General features: G+C 42.0%; 15 protein-coding genes. All 15 read right to left on the minus strand.

Annotation, left to right across the window (positions count from 1 at the left end):
- Positions 1–103 precede the first annotated feature (103 nt).
- Positions 104–466, minus strand: a complete 363-nt coding sequence (gene cccA / locus NYE49_RS12625) for a cytochrome c550 (RefSeq protein ID WP_003230068.1) — start codon at positions 464–466, stop codon at positions 104–106.
- A 328-nt stretch (positions 467–794) separates the two neighbouring features.
- The gene (rpoD, locus tag NYE49_RS12630) at positions 795–1,910 is read right to left on the minus strand and encodes an RNA polymerase sigma factor RpoD (protein WP_003226225.1); all 1,116 of its coding nucleotides are present in this window, start codon (positions 1,908–1,910) and stop codon (positions 795–797) included.
- A 198-nt stretch (positions 1,911–2,108) separates the two neighbouring features.
- Positions 2,109–3,920: a DNA primase gene (gene dnaG / locus NYE49_RS12635; RefSeq protein ID WP_047182889.1), complete on the minus strand. Its 1,812-nt coding sequence runs from the start codon at positions 3,918–3,920 to the stop codon at positions 2,109–2,111.
- Between the two features lie 33 nt (positions 3,921–3,953).
- Positions 3,954–4,448, minus strand: coding sequence for a YaiI/YqxD family protein (locus NYE49_RS12640; RefSeq protein WP_003230065.1), 495 nt, complete (start codon positions 4,446–4,448; stop codon positions 3,954–3,956).
- Between the two features lie 253 nt (positions 4,449–4,701).
- On the minus strand, positions 4,702–5,514 hold the full coding sequence (locus tag NYE49_RS12645) for a pyruvate, water dikinase regulatory protein (protein ID WP_003230064.1): 813 nt from the start codon (positions 5,512–5,514) through the stop codon (positions 4,702–4,704).
- A gap of 25 nt (positions 5,515–5,539) precedes the next feature.
- On the minus strand, positions 5,540–6,178 hold the full coding sequence (gene ccpN, locus NYE49_RS12650; protein WP_003237058.1) for a transcriptional regulator CcpN: 639 nt from the start codon (positions 6,176–6,178) through the stop codon (positions 5,540–5,542).
- Between the two features lie 132 nt (positions 6,179–6,310).
- Positions 6,311–8,350, minus strand: coding sequence for a glycine--tRNA ligase subunit beta (gene glyS / locus NYE49_RS12655; RefSeq protein WP_047182890.1), 2,040 nt, complete (start codon positions 8,348–8,350; stop codon positions 6,311–6,313).
- Entirely contained in the window at positions 8,343–9,230 is an 888-nt protein-coding gene (gene glyQ / locus NYE49_RS12660) for a glycine--tRNA ligase subunit alpha (RefSeq protein WP_003226213.1), read from the minus strand. The genes glyS and glyQ overlap by 8 nt, the downstream gene beginning before the upstream one ends.
- A gap of 297 nt (positions 9,231–9,527) precedes the next feature.
- Positions 9,528–10,295 (minus strand): DNA repair protein RecO, encoded by a 768-nt coding sequence (recO, locus tag NYE49_RS12665; protein ID WP_014477369.1) that lies wholly within the window; start codon positions 10,293–10,295, stop codon positions 9,528–9,530.
- Positions 10,296–10,331: 36 nt separating this feature from the next.
- Positions 10,332–10,475 carry a YqzL family protein gene (locus NYE49_RS12670; protein WP_003230053.1) on the minus strand — a complete coding sequence of 48 codons (144 nt, stop codon included), beginning with the start codon at positions 10,473–10,475 and terminating at the stop codon, positions 10,332–10,334.
- A 147-nt stretch (positions 10,476–10,622) separates the two neighbouring features.
- Entirely contained in the window at positions 10,623–11,528 is a 906-nt protein-coding gene (gene era / locus NYE49_RS12675; protein WP_003230051.1) for a GTPase Era, read from the minus strand.
- Positions 11,509–11,919, minus strand: a complete 411-nt coding sequence (locus tag NYE49_RS12680) for a cytidine deaminase (RefSeq protein ID WP_003230049.1) — start codon at positions 11,917–11,919, stop codon at positions 11,509–11,511. The genes era and NYE49_RS12680 overlap by 20 nt, the downstream gene beginning before the upstream one ends.
- 118 nt (positions 11,920–12,037) lie before the next feature.
- Positions 12,038–12,409: a diacylglycerol kinase family protein gene (locus NYE49_RS12685; protein ID WP_047182891.1), complete on the minus strand. Its 372-nt coding sequence runs from the start codon at positions 12,407–12,409 to the stop codon at positions 12,038–12,040.
- A complete protein-coding gene (ybeY, locus tag NYE49_RS12690) occupies positions 12,390–12,863 on the minus strand; it encodes an rRNA maturation RNase YbeY (protein ID WP_003230039.1) in 474 nt (157 codons plus the stop codon). Before ybeY ends, NYE49_RS12685 begins: the two co-directional genes overlap by 20 nt.
- Positions 12,864–14,999 (minus strand): cyclic-di-AMP phosphodiesterase PgpH, encoded by a 2,136-nt coding sequence (pgpH, locus tag NYE49_RS12695; RefSeq protein WP_080344213.1) that lies wholly within the window; start codon positions 14,997–14,999, stop codon positions 12,864–12,866.
- Positions 15,000–15,006 lie beyond the last annotated feature (7 nt).

Here is a 15,006-nt window from a genome sequence, read left to right on the forward strand (position 1 = left end):
AAATTATTTCTTTTGATGCCGGTCTGCACGCGGCAGTCAAAAATAAAAGGCTGTCGAGAACATCTCGGCGGCCTGTGAATGTATAAAGAGAAAAATAGTTCTTTTATTTAATTTTTGACACCCACTCTGCCATATCATCCAGCTTATCGGCCGGAACAAGACCGGAAGGCATTCCATTACCGCCTTTTTCGATCTTTGTTTTAATTTCAGCGACATCTTTCTTATCCCCTACACCTTTTAAGCTAGGACCCGAAACACCTTCATAATTTTCACCGTGGCATGCGATGCAGTTTGCCTTGTAAATTTCTTCTGGTGAAGCGTTTGCATCTTTCTTTTCAGCAGATTTGCTTTCTCCTCCGCTCGCAATCTCCCGAGAGTCATCAAGTCCTTTTACTGATAAAAAGAAAGTTAGACCAATTCCTAAAACAGCGATCAGCAAAAATGGAATAAGCGGGTTCCATTTCATTTCCCTTCCCCCTTTTTGATCCTTCCCCCTATGTAAACACTTCTAATTCTAACTTATTTTTACAAAAAGTAAATGGATTGCTATACAAAAGTTTTTTATTCACACTTTATACAAAATTGAATAGAAACATGCCTAAATCTCTAATATCCTTTTTATTCTATTGTATAATGTATTGTATACGCTTACAATAGAAAATATGGAATTAGATTTTGAAATTTTTCACCACAATGTTCATTTGCAAATGACATCATTTTTCAGTAAAATAAAGGCATATTATCCATATATCTTTTTAAAAAAAGAAGAACGGATCTTCAAGACCCGTTCCATCTTATTCGAGGAAATCTTTCAAACGTTTACTTCTGCTAGGATGTCTTAGTTTCCGCAACGCTTTGGCTTCGATTTGTCGAATACGCTCTCTCGTTACTCCAAATACTTTGCCAACCTCTTCTAATGTTCTTGTACGGCCGTCATCAAGACCGAATCGAAGACGCAATACATTTTCTTCACGATCAGTTAACGTATCAAGCACATCTTCCAGCTGCTCTTTCAATAGCTCGTATGCGGCGTGGTCAGAAGGTGAAGTTGCTTCTTGGTCTTCAATGAAATCACCAAGGTGCGAGTCATCCTCTTCACCGATCGGTGTTTCCAGAGATACCGGCTCTTGAGCAATCTTTAAGATTTCGCGTACTTTTTCAGGCGTTAAATCCATATCTTCCGCAATTTCTTCAGGTGTTGGTTCTCTGCCTAAGTCTTGCAGTAATTGACGCTGCACACGGATTAATTTATTAATGGTTTCAACCATATGAACGGGAATCCGGATCGTTCTCGCCTGATCGGCAATGGCGCGTGTAATCGCCTGTCTGATCCACCACGTAGCATACGTACTGAATTTATAACCTTTGCGATAATCAAATTTTTCAACGGCTTTCATCAGTCCCATGTTTCCTTCCTGGATCAGGTCAAGGAACAGCATACCGCGTCCGACATACCGTTTTGCGATACTGACAACAAGCCGCAGGTTCGCTTCAGCCAATCTGCGTTTAGATTCTTCGTCACCTTCTTCAATCTTTTGAGCGTAGGCGATTTCTTCTTTTGCAGAAAGAAGGTTAACCCGACCGATTTCCTTTAAATACATACGAACTGGGTCATTGATTTTAACACCAGGCGGTACACTTAGGTCATTAAGGTCAAATTCTTCTTCGGCTTTGGCAAGCTGCTGAATATTAGGATCTTCTGTTTCTTCATTCTCACTAATTAATTCAACACCTTGTTCACCTAAAAATTCATAATACTCATCCATTTGGTCTGATTCAATTTCAAAGCTGGACATACGCTCAGCAATTTCTTCATATGTCAAAACGCCACGTTTTTTACCAGACTCTGTTAATTGCTCTTTTACTTGGTCGAATGTTAATTCTGTCTCGTGGGTTTGTTTATCAGCCATTATGGATCCCTCCTTCCAAAGCTTGCAACGAATTCTATAAGCGGTATGATTCTTATTCGGTCCATTCAGGCGTTTTCTATGTGAACTGCCTTTAACAATGTGCGAATAATGAAATGACAATTCATGATGAGGTTAAGCGATCTATTTGCTCCTCCGCAAGGAATCATTGCCAATAAATGCTCCTCATCAGTTCTCCAGTTATTTTAAAGATCGGTTCAATGTAACGATTTCTTGAGCCAGAGAAGCAGCTCTTAAAAAATCTTTTTGCCTTTCGGCTTCGGCTCTTTCCGCCTCTTTTTCTTTTATCATTGACCAATTTCTTTGATTCAACACTTTTTTTACATAATCTGATAACTCGGCTTCGCTAAGCTCTTGATTAACCTGAAGCATTAATATATCAGACAAGAGCTGGCTTATATGATCATCCGTCACCCTGGCCATCAGATGCTGAGGCGTCAGCTCGGCTCCCTCTTCATAAAAAGCATAAAGATAGGCGGCTAATGCCCGGTGCTCATCAATATTAAATTGAAACCCTACCCGGTCAATCACTTTTTTGATGACGCTCCGATCTCGAAGCATGTGAGCGAGTAACAGCCTTTCTGCATTTTCATACGCCGGACGCAAACGTTTTTGCCTTGCTTTTGTCGTCAGATGCGCTCGCCGCGTTTTTGTTTCACCGCTATTGTCAGCAGGTTTGTTTTGCTTGCTGAAAACAGACAGCTGCTCAGTTAAAGACTCCTGTGAAAGCGAAAACTCTGAAGCAAGCTGCTTTACATAGACTTCCTGCTCTAGAGACCCTGAAAGCGTGCTGATTTCTTTCAGTACGTCTTTAATGTAAGCTAGTCGGTCGCCTTCATCGGACAGGTTCTTTCCTTTTCGGAAATATTGCATTTTGAACGCCATTACGGTGACACTGGCGTCAATAATGTCGTTTTTAAATTTTTCCCCGCCGAATTTTTTGATGTAATCATCAGGGTCCAATCCGTCAGGAATCATTGCAACTCTGACTTTGCAGCCTTTTTTTTGCAGAAGCTCCGAAGCTTTTAAGGTGGCTTCATAACCGGCTTTATCAGAGTCATAGCAAAGAATGATTTCTTCGACGTTTCTTCTCAGGATCTTGACATGATCATCTGTAAGAGACGTTCCCATCGTGGCTATGCTTTCTTTTACACCCGAGCTTACGGCCGATATGACATCAGCAAACCCTTCAAATAAGACTGCTCTTTCCTGCTTTCTGATATGAAGGCGGGCCTTATAAAAATTGTAAAGCAGTTTACTTTTATGAAAGAGCGGGGTTTCAGGACTGTTCATATACTTAGGCTGCTGGCTGCCAAGAGCCCTGCCTGAGAAAGCAACAACAGCCCCGTGATGATCATGGATCGGAAACATGACACGGTTTCTGAAGCGGTCGAAATATCCGCTTCCGTCTTCGCGTCTGATCAGGAGACCCGCTTTTTCCATTTGCGCCTCACTAAATCCCCTCTTTACAAGGAATTTCGTGATAAAGTCCCAAGAATCAAGAGCATAGCCAATCTGAAATTCATCAATCAGCTCTTTCGTAAAGCCCCTAGAAAGCAGATAATCCAGTGCCTCTTGACCTTCTTTTGTATTTATTAACAAATGATGGTAAAATTTCTTCGTGAGCTCATGTGCCTCAGCCATTTTTTGTTCTCCAGAAGACTCTTGCCGGGCCCCGGAATGGACTGTTATATCATCTGGAAAATCAATTTGGTATTTGTCAGCAAGGTGAGAAACCGACTCGGCAAATGAGTAGCCTTCCATCTGCCTTAAAAAAGAGAAAACATTGCCGCCCGCTCCGCAGCCAAAGCAATGAAAAATCTGTTTGTCGGGCGATACGGAAAACGAAGGTGTGCTTTCTCCATGAAAAGGACAGAGTCCAAAGTAGTTTCGACCTTGCTTCTTTAATTGAACATAATCACCTATGACTTCAACGATATCTGCCGACTTTTGCACCTGATCCACAATTTCATCTGGTATCCGATTTCCCATCTTATAACACTCCGTCGTACATTATTCGATGCTTTAGTGCAAAATCCCTTCATCGTTCGACAGGATTTTTTGCAGCAGTGTAATAAATCGTTCTCGATCTTCTTTATTCAATTTTTTAGGCCCTTTGGCATATACGCCTTTTCTTCTTTGTTTGCCGGAAAAATGACGGCCCTCTAGAGCAAAATCAATCGTGTCTTCTTTGTAAAGACGACCTCTTTCCGACATAACGGAGACATTTCTGTTCAACAGCAGAGATGCTAATCCGATGTCCTGCGTCACAACAATATCTCCCGGTTTTACGTGATTTGCGATATATAAATCAGCAGCTTCTTTATGAGGATCAACATACTTCCATTTTTCTTCATTGCTTCTGGAAAGCTGATAATGTTCAAATGAAGCGACAAAAAGAACTTGAACTTCATACTCGGATGCTGTTTGTAAAATTTCATCTTTTACCGGACAAGCATCAGCATCGACAAAAATCGTCTTTTCTTGTTCATTAAGAAGAGTAATTCTCCATCCCTCCATTAAACTCCTGCATAAAAGCAAGCAAAATCGCACATCCTTTATTATTGTGGATGTATATGAATTTGTCGAAAAATTTCCGGGAGAAATTCTTGACATCTTACCCATAATAGTTTATTCGTATCACACGATCCTTAAACCTAAAATTAATCATTTTATCACAATTTTTTATTATAATACAAACTTCACAAAGATGCTATTGTTTTTCATTATTCCCTTTTGGCACAGCCAAAAACCCAGGATAGAGCGTCCTGAGTTATATGTTTTTTGTTTTGAGATGATGGATAATATTTGCTGTTTCCTCAACCGCTTTATTTGAAACATCAACAACCTGGCAGCCGATCCGATCCACAATCTTTTCAAAATACTCGAGTTCCTCTTTGATTCTGTTGATATTTGCATAAATCGCTTTATCATTAAGCCCGAGTGATTTTAAGCGTTCTTTTCTGATATGATTCAGTTTATCAGGGCTAATCTTTAAACCGATGCATTTTTTCGGATCAACGTTAAAGAGTTCTTCCGGCGGATCAACCTCCGGTACAATCGGAACATTGGCAACCTTCAGGCGTTTGTGTGCGAGATATTGAGACAGCGGTGTTTTAGACGTTCTTGACACGCCGATCAAAACGATATCAGCTTTTAAAATCCCTCTTGGATCACGTCCATCATCGTATTTAACTGCAAACTCGATGGCCTCCACTTTTTTGAAATAATCTTCATCAAGCTGGCGCACCCGCCCCGGTTCGTATTTCGCTGTTAAACCGTAGGCTGTTTCCATTTTATCAATCAACGGGCCGATAATATCATAATATAAAACATTTGCTTTTTCCGCTTCGGCTATCAAATATTCTCTGATTTCCGGCACCACGAGTGTAAAACAGATAATGCCCCCGTCTGCCTTTGCAAGTGAAATCACTTCATTGATAGTGCCTATATCTTCAACATAAGGAATTCTTCTTACATGAGTATCATCCGCCGATCCGTTAAATTGGCTGAGTGCTGCTTTTACTACCAATTCAGCCGTTTCACCGACGGAATCCGATACAACATAGATGATGCGGTTATTCATATTATCCCCCCGTTAGTTTGCAATCTTATAGGATTTCATTTTCAGATAAACTGACAAGTATTTTGGTCATATTTGTTTTTGTCACTCTGCCGATCACTTCAAAGCCTTTATCGGTGTCTTTGATGACAGGAAGTGCATCAATTTGTTTTTCTATTAAGTGCTTTGCAATGTCCATCACATAATCCTCGCGTCTGCACACCGTAATGTTCGGCATCCTTGTCATGATGATGTGAACAGGGACCGATGTAAGCTCCTGCTGGCCAATGCTCGCTCTGAGCAAGTCTTTTCGTGAAAGCACCCCGACTAAAACAGCATCGCGGTCCACCACAAACAGAGTACCTACATCTTCTAAAAACATGGTGCAAATCGCATCGTACACAGAAACGTTTTCGTGAATCACTACGGGGATAGATTGAAAGTCTTTCACCTGAAGCTTTTTGAGTTTATCCGCCAAAAGCTGCGTGCCGGTTTTTCCCGTATAGAAATAACCGACTCTCGGGCGCGCCTCGAGGAATCCTGACATGGTGAGTATGGCTAAATCCGGGCGCAATGTCGCCCTGGTTAGGTTCAGCTTTTCTGCAATATGCTCCCCTGTAATCGGCCCGTTTTCTTTTACAATCTGCAAAATATGTTCTTGCCGTTTATTTAGTTCGATCGTACTCACCACCTTTTCACTTCATAGCTATGTAAAGAAATAATAATCCATATTATAACGTAAATACCTTGTAATCAAACAAAAAACTTATAAATGGGGAAAAGACGATTACCGATCACACAGCAACCGCCTTTTCTCTCTTTATTTTACAATAAGGGCGTTCATATTCGCAAAGGACTTGATCTCATCCGCCAAGCTTACCATTTGCGCTAAACGATTTGCCTTTAATGCCTCATTATCCGCTATAACCATTGTATGATCGAAGTAAGCATCGATCGGTTCTTTTAAGGCTGCAAGTGAAGCAAGCGCCGCCTCATAATCTTTTTTGCTGAAGTTTTCCTGCAGATTTTGCTTCGCTGTTTGGTAGGCATCAAACAGTTTTGCTTCGTATTCATTTTCAAACAGATCAGGCTGAATGTCTCCGCGGACTCCTCTTTTGCTGATAGAAATCACTCGGCCTAAAGCTTCCGCTGTTTCCTTAAAGCCCGGCGCACCAAGTTTTTGTTCCAGCACTTGTGCTTTATGCAGCGCTGAGTATGGCTCAAGCTCAGAGCTTTCCAGCACGGCATCGATGACATCGTGTCTGATCTGTTCAGCATTCAAGACATATTTCAAGCGCTGAGTGAAGAAATCCAGCAGTTCATTTTCTTTATCGGTTTGTACGAAAGTAAGCAGCTCTTCAAATGAAATTCCCCAGTTACGGTCAAGAAGAATCGCAACAATACCGCTTGCTTGGCGGCGCAGTCCGTAAGGGTCCTGGGAACCGGTCGGAATTACGCCGATAGAGAAGAATGAAGCGATTGTGTCAAGCTTATCCGCCATTGCTACAACAGCTCCGGTGAAAGTAGAAGGCGTTTCTCCGCCCGCTGATCTAGGCATATAATGTTCATTAACTGCCGCAGCCACAGCTTCATCTTCGCCAAGCATTCTCGCATACTTTTCGCCCATAATTCCTTGAAGTTCAGGGAATTCATATATCATATGCGTCACAAGGTCGAATTTAGAAATTTCAGCAGCCCGCTTCACATGTTTTAATGTATCTTCATCAGCCTGAAGACGAACGGCAAGTTTCTCTGCGATTGATGTGACTCTTCTAACCTTATCAGCAAGAGAACCAAGCTCTTCATGGAAAACGATATTTTCAAGCTTCTTCACATTTGCATCAATGTTTAGTTTCTGATCTTCCTTGTAGAAGAATGAAGCATCAGATAAACGTGCGCGCAGCACTTTTTCATTGCCTCGGGCCACATTTTCAATCGCGTGGCTGTTGCCGTTTCGGACTGTGATAAAGTAAGGCAGCAGGTCACCGTTTTTGTCTTTGACAGGGAAGTAGCGCTGATGCTCTTTCATTGTCGTGACAAGCACTTCTTCAGGAATTGACAGAAACTCGGATTCAAATGAACCGTAAAGAGCTGTCGGGTATTCTACTAAATGATTCACTTCATCAAGAAGGTCTTCGTCAACTGGAATGCTCCAATTATTTTCATCCGCCATTGTTTCCAGCTGAGATTGAATCATTTGCTTTCGGACGCTAGGATCAGCAATAACATGCTGTTCTTTCAGCTGCTCTTCATAAGCTGAAGGTGATTCAATTGACACTTCATGTCCGAGGAAACGGTGTCCCTGTGTTGTCCTTCCAGACTCAACGTTTGTGATCGAAAATGGAATGACATCCTGTCCAAATAATGCGACAATCCATTTGATCGGTCGGATATAACGCAAATCTTCATTTCCCCAGCGCATGTTTTTCGGGAAATGCAAGCTTGTAATTAAACCGCTCAATTCTGGCAGAAGCGACTTCGTTTCTTGGCCGGCTTGGAATTTTTGCACGAATACATACTCTATGCCTTTTACTTCTTTGATGTACAGGTCTTCCACATTCGCGCCTTGGCCTTTTGAAAAGCCGATTGCCGCTTTTGTCCAGTTCCCGTCCGCATCAAGGGCAATTTTTTTCGCAGGCCCTTTTGCTTCTTCTTTTATATCATCCTGCTTTTCTGCGACATCCTTAACGAACACAGCAAGACGTCTCGGTGTATTGAAGAGTTTCACTTCACCGTGAGTAATATTTTTTTCTTTAAGCCAGCCTGTCAGCTTGTCGCCAAGCTGAACCATGCTTTCATTCAAAAAGCGCGCCGGCATTTCCTCTAATCCGATCTCTAAAAGTAAATCCTGTTTACTCATGAGAAGAACCCTCCCCTTTAAGCATTGGGAACCCTAGTTTTTCTCGTTCCTCATAATAGGTTTTTGCTACTTTTCTAGCTAAATTCCGCACTCTTGCGATATAGCCCGTCCGCTCGGTAACAGAGATCGCACCTTTGGCGTCAAGCAGATTGAAGGTGTGCGAGCATTTCAGCACATAGTCATATGCTGGATGAACAAGTCCGTTATCCATTTGCTTGATCGCTTCTTTTTCATATGTGCTGAACAATTGGAACAGCATATCGACGTCTGATGTTTCAAACGTATAAACAGAATGCTCATATTCAGCCATCATGAATAAATCTTTTACTGTAAACCCTGACGTCCATTCCAAGTCAAACACGTTTTCTTTATCCTGGATATAAGACGCGAGACGCTCAATTCCATACGTAATCTCTACAGAAACGGGTTTACACTCTAATCCTCCGACCTGCTGGAAATACGTAAATTGTGTTATTTCCATTCCGTCAAGCCAAACTTCCCAGCCTAGACCCGCGCAGCCTAAAGACGGATTCTCCCAGTTGTCTTCAACAAAGCGAATATCGTGCTCAAGCGGATCAATTCCAAGAGCACGCAAGGAATCCAAATACAGCTCTTGAATGTTATCAGGTGACGGTTTAATAATGACCTGGAACTGATGATGCTGATACAGTCTGTTCGGGTTCTCCCCGTAGCGGCCGTCTGCCGGACGTCTGGAAGGCTCTACATAAGCCACTTTCCACGGCTCAGGACCGATACTGCGCAAAAATGTATACGGGCTCATCGTGCCGGCTCCTTTTTCTACATCGTAAGCCTGCATAAGCACACAGCCCTGACTGGACCAATGCTTTTGCAAGGTTAGAATCATGTCTTGAATATTCATTTCAAGCACCTCCACTTTTCTTTCATAAGTTGACTGCGGCAGCAACCAAAAAACTCCCGTCTCTATGCTTGCCAGCCGCAAACATAGGGACGAGAGTTCTCCCGCGGTTCCACCCTAGTTGCTGAGAACAAAATCCCAGCCTCTTTTTTTAAAATTGCTCAAGAATGCCTTTCGTTGCGTGCTCATCCTTAGCTTACACCGCCCTAAGGTCGCTTTCATGAGGTAAACGCAAGTACTTCTTTCTCTCACTGCAACATATTTTATAATAAATGATCATATAAAAAGATGGACCAAATGTCAACTTTTGTTTTCACCCATAAGATGTTTCATGCTTTCCATTTGATCTAAAAAGCGCTTTGATTTTAAATACAATCCCGAATATTCTTCGTAATATAAATCAATCACTTGCTTTAATTCAGCTTTTGTTTCCTCTTTTAAGGACACATTGCCGAGCCTCGACAGATCAAAATAGTAAAAGAGTCTTAACAGCCTTGCCGTTTGCGGTTTAATCGGTATCCTGTAAGGATCTTTTTCAAAACAGCGGTGGCATATAAAACCATTATCACGAACAGAGAAATGAAAGGTTCCGTCTTGGCTTTTACAATGAACACAATGATTTAGCTCAGGATACAGGCCCATGACACCGAGCATCTTCATTTGAACAATGAAGGTGATAACATCCGGATCTGTTCCTTCATTCAGCTGTTTTAATGATTCTAATATGAATTCAAATAAATAAGGATTTGGCTTTTTTTCTTCTGTGCCTCTGTCGACTAACTCAGCAATATAGGCAGCATATGCTGTTAAAAACAAATCTTCCCTGATGCCTCTCATGCTGAGGATCATTTCCCCCTGCTGAAGCGTTCCGAGGCCCGATGTTTTTTGCATTAAGAAAGAACCATACAAAAAGGGCTGGCTGACTGCTGATAAACGGCTGTTCGGTTTTTTGGCGCCTCGTGCCATAACACCTATTTTTCCGTGTTCTCTTGTCAGTAATGTTACGATTTTATTCGTCTCTCCGTAATCATTTGTGCGAAGAACGATTCCTTCACATTTTGTCAGCATTTCCGCACCTTCCTCAAGCAGGAGCGGCCAAGAGGTTTATAAAATTGGATAATCAAATCGGGCTAGCTCATCTTCTAGTTCTTCGGGTCTTTCCATGTTCTCTTTTTCCAGTTCTTTAAAAAGAAGATACGTATCAACATTTCCTGTTTGAGAAAATACGTTCCAGGTAAAATTCAACACAAGAAACCCACCTTTCTGTAGTTAAACTAGCTTACCTAAACTCCAAATTCTTACCTTTATCTTGACCAGATGTCCTCCATTTCATGTTAAACAAAATTTGCTAATGTATCCCTGTTCCTGTGAGATAATGACACACACGGGAAGAGATTAATATTCGTCCTCTTTAAAGCCAAAATCGCGAAGCTGGGACATTTTATTACGCCAGTCTTTCTGCACTTTCACCCACAATTCAAGGTAGACACGGGAGCCCAACAGTGCTTCAATATCCGCTCTCGCTCTTTTTCCAACCTCTTTTAGAAGGCTTCCTTTTTTACCGATCACGATGCCTTTCTGGGAATCCCGCTCGACCACAATCGTTGCCGCTACGTGCACAGAACCGTTGTCCTGCCCTTTGATGGATTCGATGGCCACCGCAATGCTGTGCGGGATTTCTTCTCTCGTCAAATGCAGCACCTTTTCCCTGATTAATTCAGAAATGATAAATCGTTCAGGGTGGTCAGTTACCTGGTCACTCGGATAGAATTGCGGCCCTTCCGGCAAATACGCTTCAATCTGAGCGAGCAATGTTTCGATGTTATTTCCTTCTAAAGCAGAAATCGGAACAATTTCCTTAAAAGGATAACGTTTGCGGTATTCGTCAATTAGCAGAAGCAATTGGTCGGGATGAATTTTATCAATTTTGTTTACGATTAAGAATACAGGCGTAGACATCGTCTGCAATTTCTCAATGATAAATTCGTCGCCCTTCCCGTAGCCTTCCTCAGCATTGATCATAAACAAGATCAAATCGACTTCTTTTAATGTATTTTGCGCCACTTTCATCATAAAGTCCCCAAGTTTATGCTTAGGTTTATGAATCCCTGGTGTGTCAATAAAAATGGTTTGTGATGTGCCTGTCGTCAGTACTCCTTGCACCTTGTTTCTCGTCGTTTGGGGCTTATCGCTCATGATCGCGATTTTTTGTCCAATGACTCTGTTCAAAAATGTAGATTTTCCTACGTTTGGTCTTCCAATAATGGATACAAATCCTGATTTAAAGCTTTCGTTCGTCATGTAAATCCTCCGATGAAAATGCGCCTGGCAATAATTCTTCCACAGTCATTTCTTTTATTTGTCCTTGTAAATTAGTTAGTACGACAATAACGTCTTTTGTGCAAAGCTCAGAAATCACCTGGCGGCAGGCTCCGCACGGAGATACTGGTCCAGGGGTGTCAGCCGCAACGGCCAGCATCTGAAACTCTGTATCCCCTTCAGAAACAGCTTTAAATAAAGCGGTACGCTCGGCGCAATTGCACATGCTGTATGCCGCGTTCTCAATGTTGCAGCCTCTGTACACTTTTCCATCCTTGGTAAGAAGAGCGGCTCCTACTTGGAATTTGGAATACGGCGCATATGCCATATCACGCGCTTTTAAAGCTTCTGTTATTAATTCTTGTCTGTTCATGTGTACATTCCTCTCTTACCTATAATGGTACCGCTATCACTTTATATTTTACATAATCGCGCGCTTTTTTTCACGCCCATTTCTAAAAATGTAAAATAAATGTAAGAATTTTCAGCCATTACAGCTTTGGCAAAAAAATAAGTAAACCAATGATACACGAAATCACGGCAAAAACGCAAACAGCCCCGGCGGCAGCGTCCTTGGCCGCTTTAGCAAGAGGGTGATGTTTGTCAGTTATTAAATCAACCGTATGCTCAATGGCTGTATTTAAAAGCTCAAGCGAAAACATACCGCCTATCAAAAGGAATATAATCATCCACTCAATCATGCTGAGCTCTACAAGGAAGCCGCAAATGAGAACAGCGCAGGCGGCTACGGCATGAAATTGGAAATTCCGCTCCGTCCGCGCTGTTTCCCAGATGCCCCGGCCTGCATGCACGAAGCTTTTGAAGAACCGCTTCAGCTCATTTCTATGATCTTTTGAGTCCATAAGCGTCCAGCAATTCCTTTTGCTTAGTAAACATCTCCTCTTCTTCCTCTTTCGTCATATGGTCATATCCTAAAAGGTGCAGAAATCCGTGTACAGCTAGAAATCCGAGCTCTCTTTTAAAAGAATGATTATACTCCTCTGCCTGCTCTCTTGTGCGATCGGCACTGATGATAATATCACCTAAAACCGGAGGCATTTCAGCGCCCACGATTTCGATCTCGCCTTCTCCCTCTTCTTCAAGAGCAAATGAGATGACATCTGTCGGAGCATCCTTTCCCCGGTATTCTTTGTTAATCTGATGTATGTCATCATTGGAAACAATCGTGACAGAAACTTCAGCCTGATCCTGAACGCCTTCACGCTCAGCGGCAAATTGAAGCAGATTTTCTACTTCTTTGAGCATCTCTTCTGAGACGCTTCCTGTTTCATCAACGATATCAATCAGTAAACTCATCTATTTCACCTTCTTAGTAGCCTCCGGATATTCAATCCGGGAGTGGAAAATTCCTTTTAATGTTGCACAGAGCGTTTTTGCGATTGTATCCAGCTCTTTAAATGTCAAATCGCATTCACTGAACTGTCCGTCCTGAAGCTTATCGGATATAATACCCCGGACAAGCTTTTCAATTCGTTCAGGATTGGGATTATGCATGGATCTGACGGCCGCTTCAACACTGTCGGCCACTGATATAATTGCGGCTTCCTTTGACTGCGGCTTCGGCCCCGGATAACGGAACTCTTCCTCTGTAATCTGGTCGCCTTTTTCCTTCGCTTTATAGTAAAAAAACTTTAAAAGCGAGGTTCCATGATGCTGCTCAGCAATATCGACAAGCTCTTTCGGAAATTTATAGCTTCTCAGCATATTCGCACCGTCTGTCGTATGCGAGATAATAATATTTTTACTCAACTGAGGTGACAGCTTGTCATGCGGATTGTCAATATTCATTTGGTTTTCAATAAAATATTGCGGGCGCTTTGTTTTTCCGAGATCGTGATAATATGCGCCGACTCTTGCAAGCAAACCATTAGCCCCAACCGCTTCACAGGCTGCCTCTGATAAATTGGCAACCATTACACTGTGATGATATGTACCTGGTGTTTCCGTCAGTATTTTGCGCAATAGCGGATGGTTAGGATTAGACAGCTCGAGCAGCCTCATGGTGGATAAAATGCCAAAGCCCGTCTCAAAAAACGGCATCAGGCCGATGATCAATACAGATGAAGCAAACCCCGACACAACCCCCATGAGCATTAACGTGCCGATTTCAAGACCCGACAGCGCAGTGTTCTGGATCAATAATAAGGATAGAACGACAACCATATTAATAAACGCCACGAAAAGTCCGGTCTGCAAAATCTTTGATCTTGCATTGTGTTTTCCTAAAAATAATACACCTGAAATGCCGCTGATCAAATAATAAATCCCTATGACATAATTGAATGTTCCTGTCACACCCTGATTAAACATCATACTTCCGCAAATCGCAAGAATGATACTTCCCAAAATGGCAATGCGTTCATTCATCAGCAGTTTGATTAAGATGGCGCCGGCCGCAATGGGGACCAGATAGCCGATATTATTATACTCCATCTTCTGAAACAAACTGACAACCTCCATGATCACAAGCAAAAGTGTTGTGATAATTGAGAATAACAGAATGGATTGGTTTTTAAACTTCAGATTTTGTTTCTGTTTTTCAAAATAATATACAAGTGTTGCAATGAAAAGTCCGATCATAATCAATAGTCCGCTGATCGGTTTAAAGAGATTTGAGTTATTTAATAACCCGGTCAGCTCAAGTTTCCTGTACACTTCCCGATCAATGAGGTCATTTTCTTCCACGAGCACTTGCCCCTGTTTGATTTGAACCTGCTGGACATTATCTGAGGCTTCCTGCCGTTTTGCCTCTGTTGCTTTCGGATCGAAGACGTAATTCGGAATAATAGCAAAACGCCCGATTTCTGTCGCAGCTCCCAAGTATTTAGACGGAATAGAATTGCTTTTTAGCTCTTTTTCTACCTTATCCTTTGCATCAGATAGTTTATCCGAAGGGATTTCACTGCTCATGACCGTATTTACTGCGGTAATGACCGTATCTCTAACAAAAGAAAAGTCTTCACTGTCTGCTTTCAGCAATGTCTTGATGGAATCCTCCGATATAGAATCATTCACATCTGATGTCAATTTGTCCTTTACAGATTTGACCATTGATTTTTCCGATGGTGATTTACTGCCTTCTTCCGATGATTTTTTCACTTCACTAATACTGTCGTATATTGATGACACAAGGTCAATCCGATTGTCTGTATATTCTTTTTTTAATGTATATTGATCTTCAACCGCGTCCTCAGCGGCTTGCTTTTTTTCCTCTGTGGCTTTTTGATCTTCTACGGTTGCCGGAGCGTAAATGGTCTTGTCGCTGACTGAAAACAGGTCTAAATCAAGTGTTTCCGGCTTAACATGTACAAAGAGCAAAGCAAACATAATGGCAGCCAGCAGAAGATACAGCAGTACATGCATGGAGCGTGCATTTTTAAAACTGCTCCATTTTTTTGAGCTGCTTTTGGTCTTAGCCTTCTTTTTCAACACAAGAACC

The sequence above is a fragment of the Bacillus sp. FSL L8-0358 genome (genome assembly GCF_038593095.1).
GTDB lineage: Bacteria > Bacillota > Bacilli > Bacillales > Bacillaceae > Bacillus > Bacillus subtilis.

What these genes read in the sequence shown, in the direction of transcription:
- glyS (WP_047182890.1), bottom strand. Translation starts at nt 8,350, where the DNA reads ATGAGTAAACAGGATTTACTTTTAGAGATCGGATTAGAGGAAATGCCG.
- NYE49_RS12680 (WP_003230049.1), bottom strand. Translation starts at nt 11,919, where the DNA reads ATGAACAGACAAGAATTAATAACAGAAGCTTTAAAAGCGCGTGATATG.
- recO (WP_014477369.1), bottom strand. Translation starts at nt 10,295, where the DNA reads ATGCTGACAAAATGTGAAGGAATCGTTCTTCGCACAAATGATTACGGA.
- cccA (WP_003230068.1), bottom strand. Translation starts at nt 466, where the DNA reads ATGAAATGGAACCCGCTTATTCCATTTTTGCTGATCGCTGTTTTAGGA.
- NYE49_RS12685 (WP_047182891.1), bottom strand. Translation starts at nt 12,409, where the DNA reads ATGGACTCAAAAGATCATAGAAATGAGCTGAAGCGGTTCTTCAAAAGC.
- NYE49_RS12645 (WP_003230064.1), bottom strand. Translation starts at nt 5,514, where the DNA reads ATGAATAACCGCATCATCTATGTTGTATCGGATTCCGTCGGTGAAACG.
- NYE49_RS12640 (WP_003230065.1), bottom strand. Translation starts at nt 4,448, where the DNA reads ATGGAGGGATGGAGAATTACTCTTCTTAATGAACAAGAAAAGACGATT.
- glyQ (WP_003226213.1), bottom strand. Translation starts at nt 9,230, where the DNA reads ATGAATATTCAAGACATGATTCTAACCTTGCAAAAGCATTGGTCCAGT.
- rpoD (WP_003226225.1), bottom strand. Translation starts at nt 1,910, where the DNA reads ATGGCTGATAAACAAACCCACGAGACAGAATTAACATTCGACCAAGTA.
- era (WP_003230051.1), bottom strand. Translation starts at nt 11,528, where the DNA reads ATGACGAACGAAAGCTTTAAATCAGGATTTGTATCCATTATTGGAAGA.
- dnaG (WP_047182889.1), bottom strand. Translation starts at nt 3,920, where the DNA reads ATGGGAAATCGGATACCAGATGAAATTGTGGATCAGGTGCAAAAGTCG.
- ybeY (WP_003230039.1), bottom strand. Translation starts at nt 12,863, where the DNA reads ATGAGTTTACTGATTGATATCGTTGATGAAACAGGAAGCGTCTCAGAA.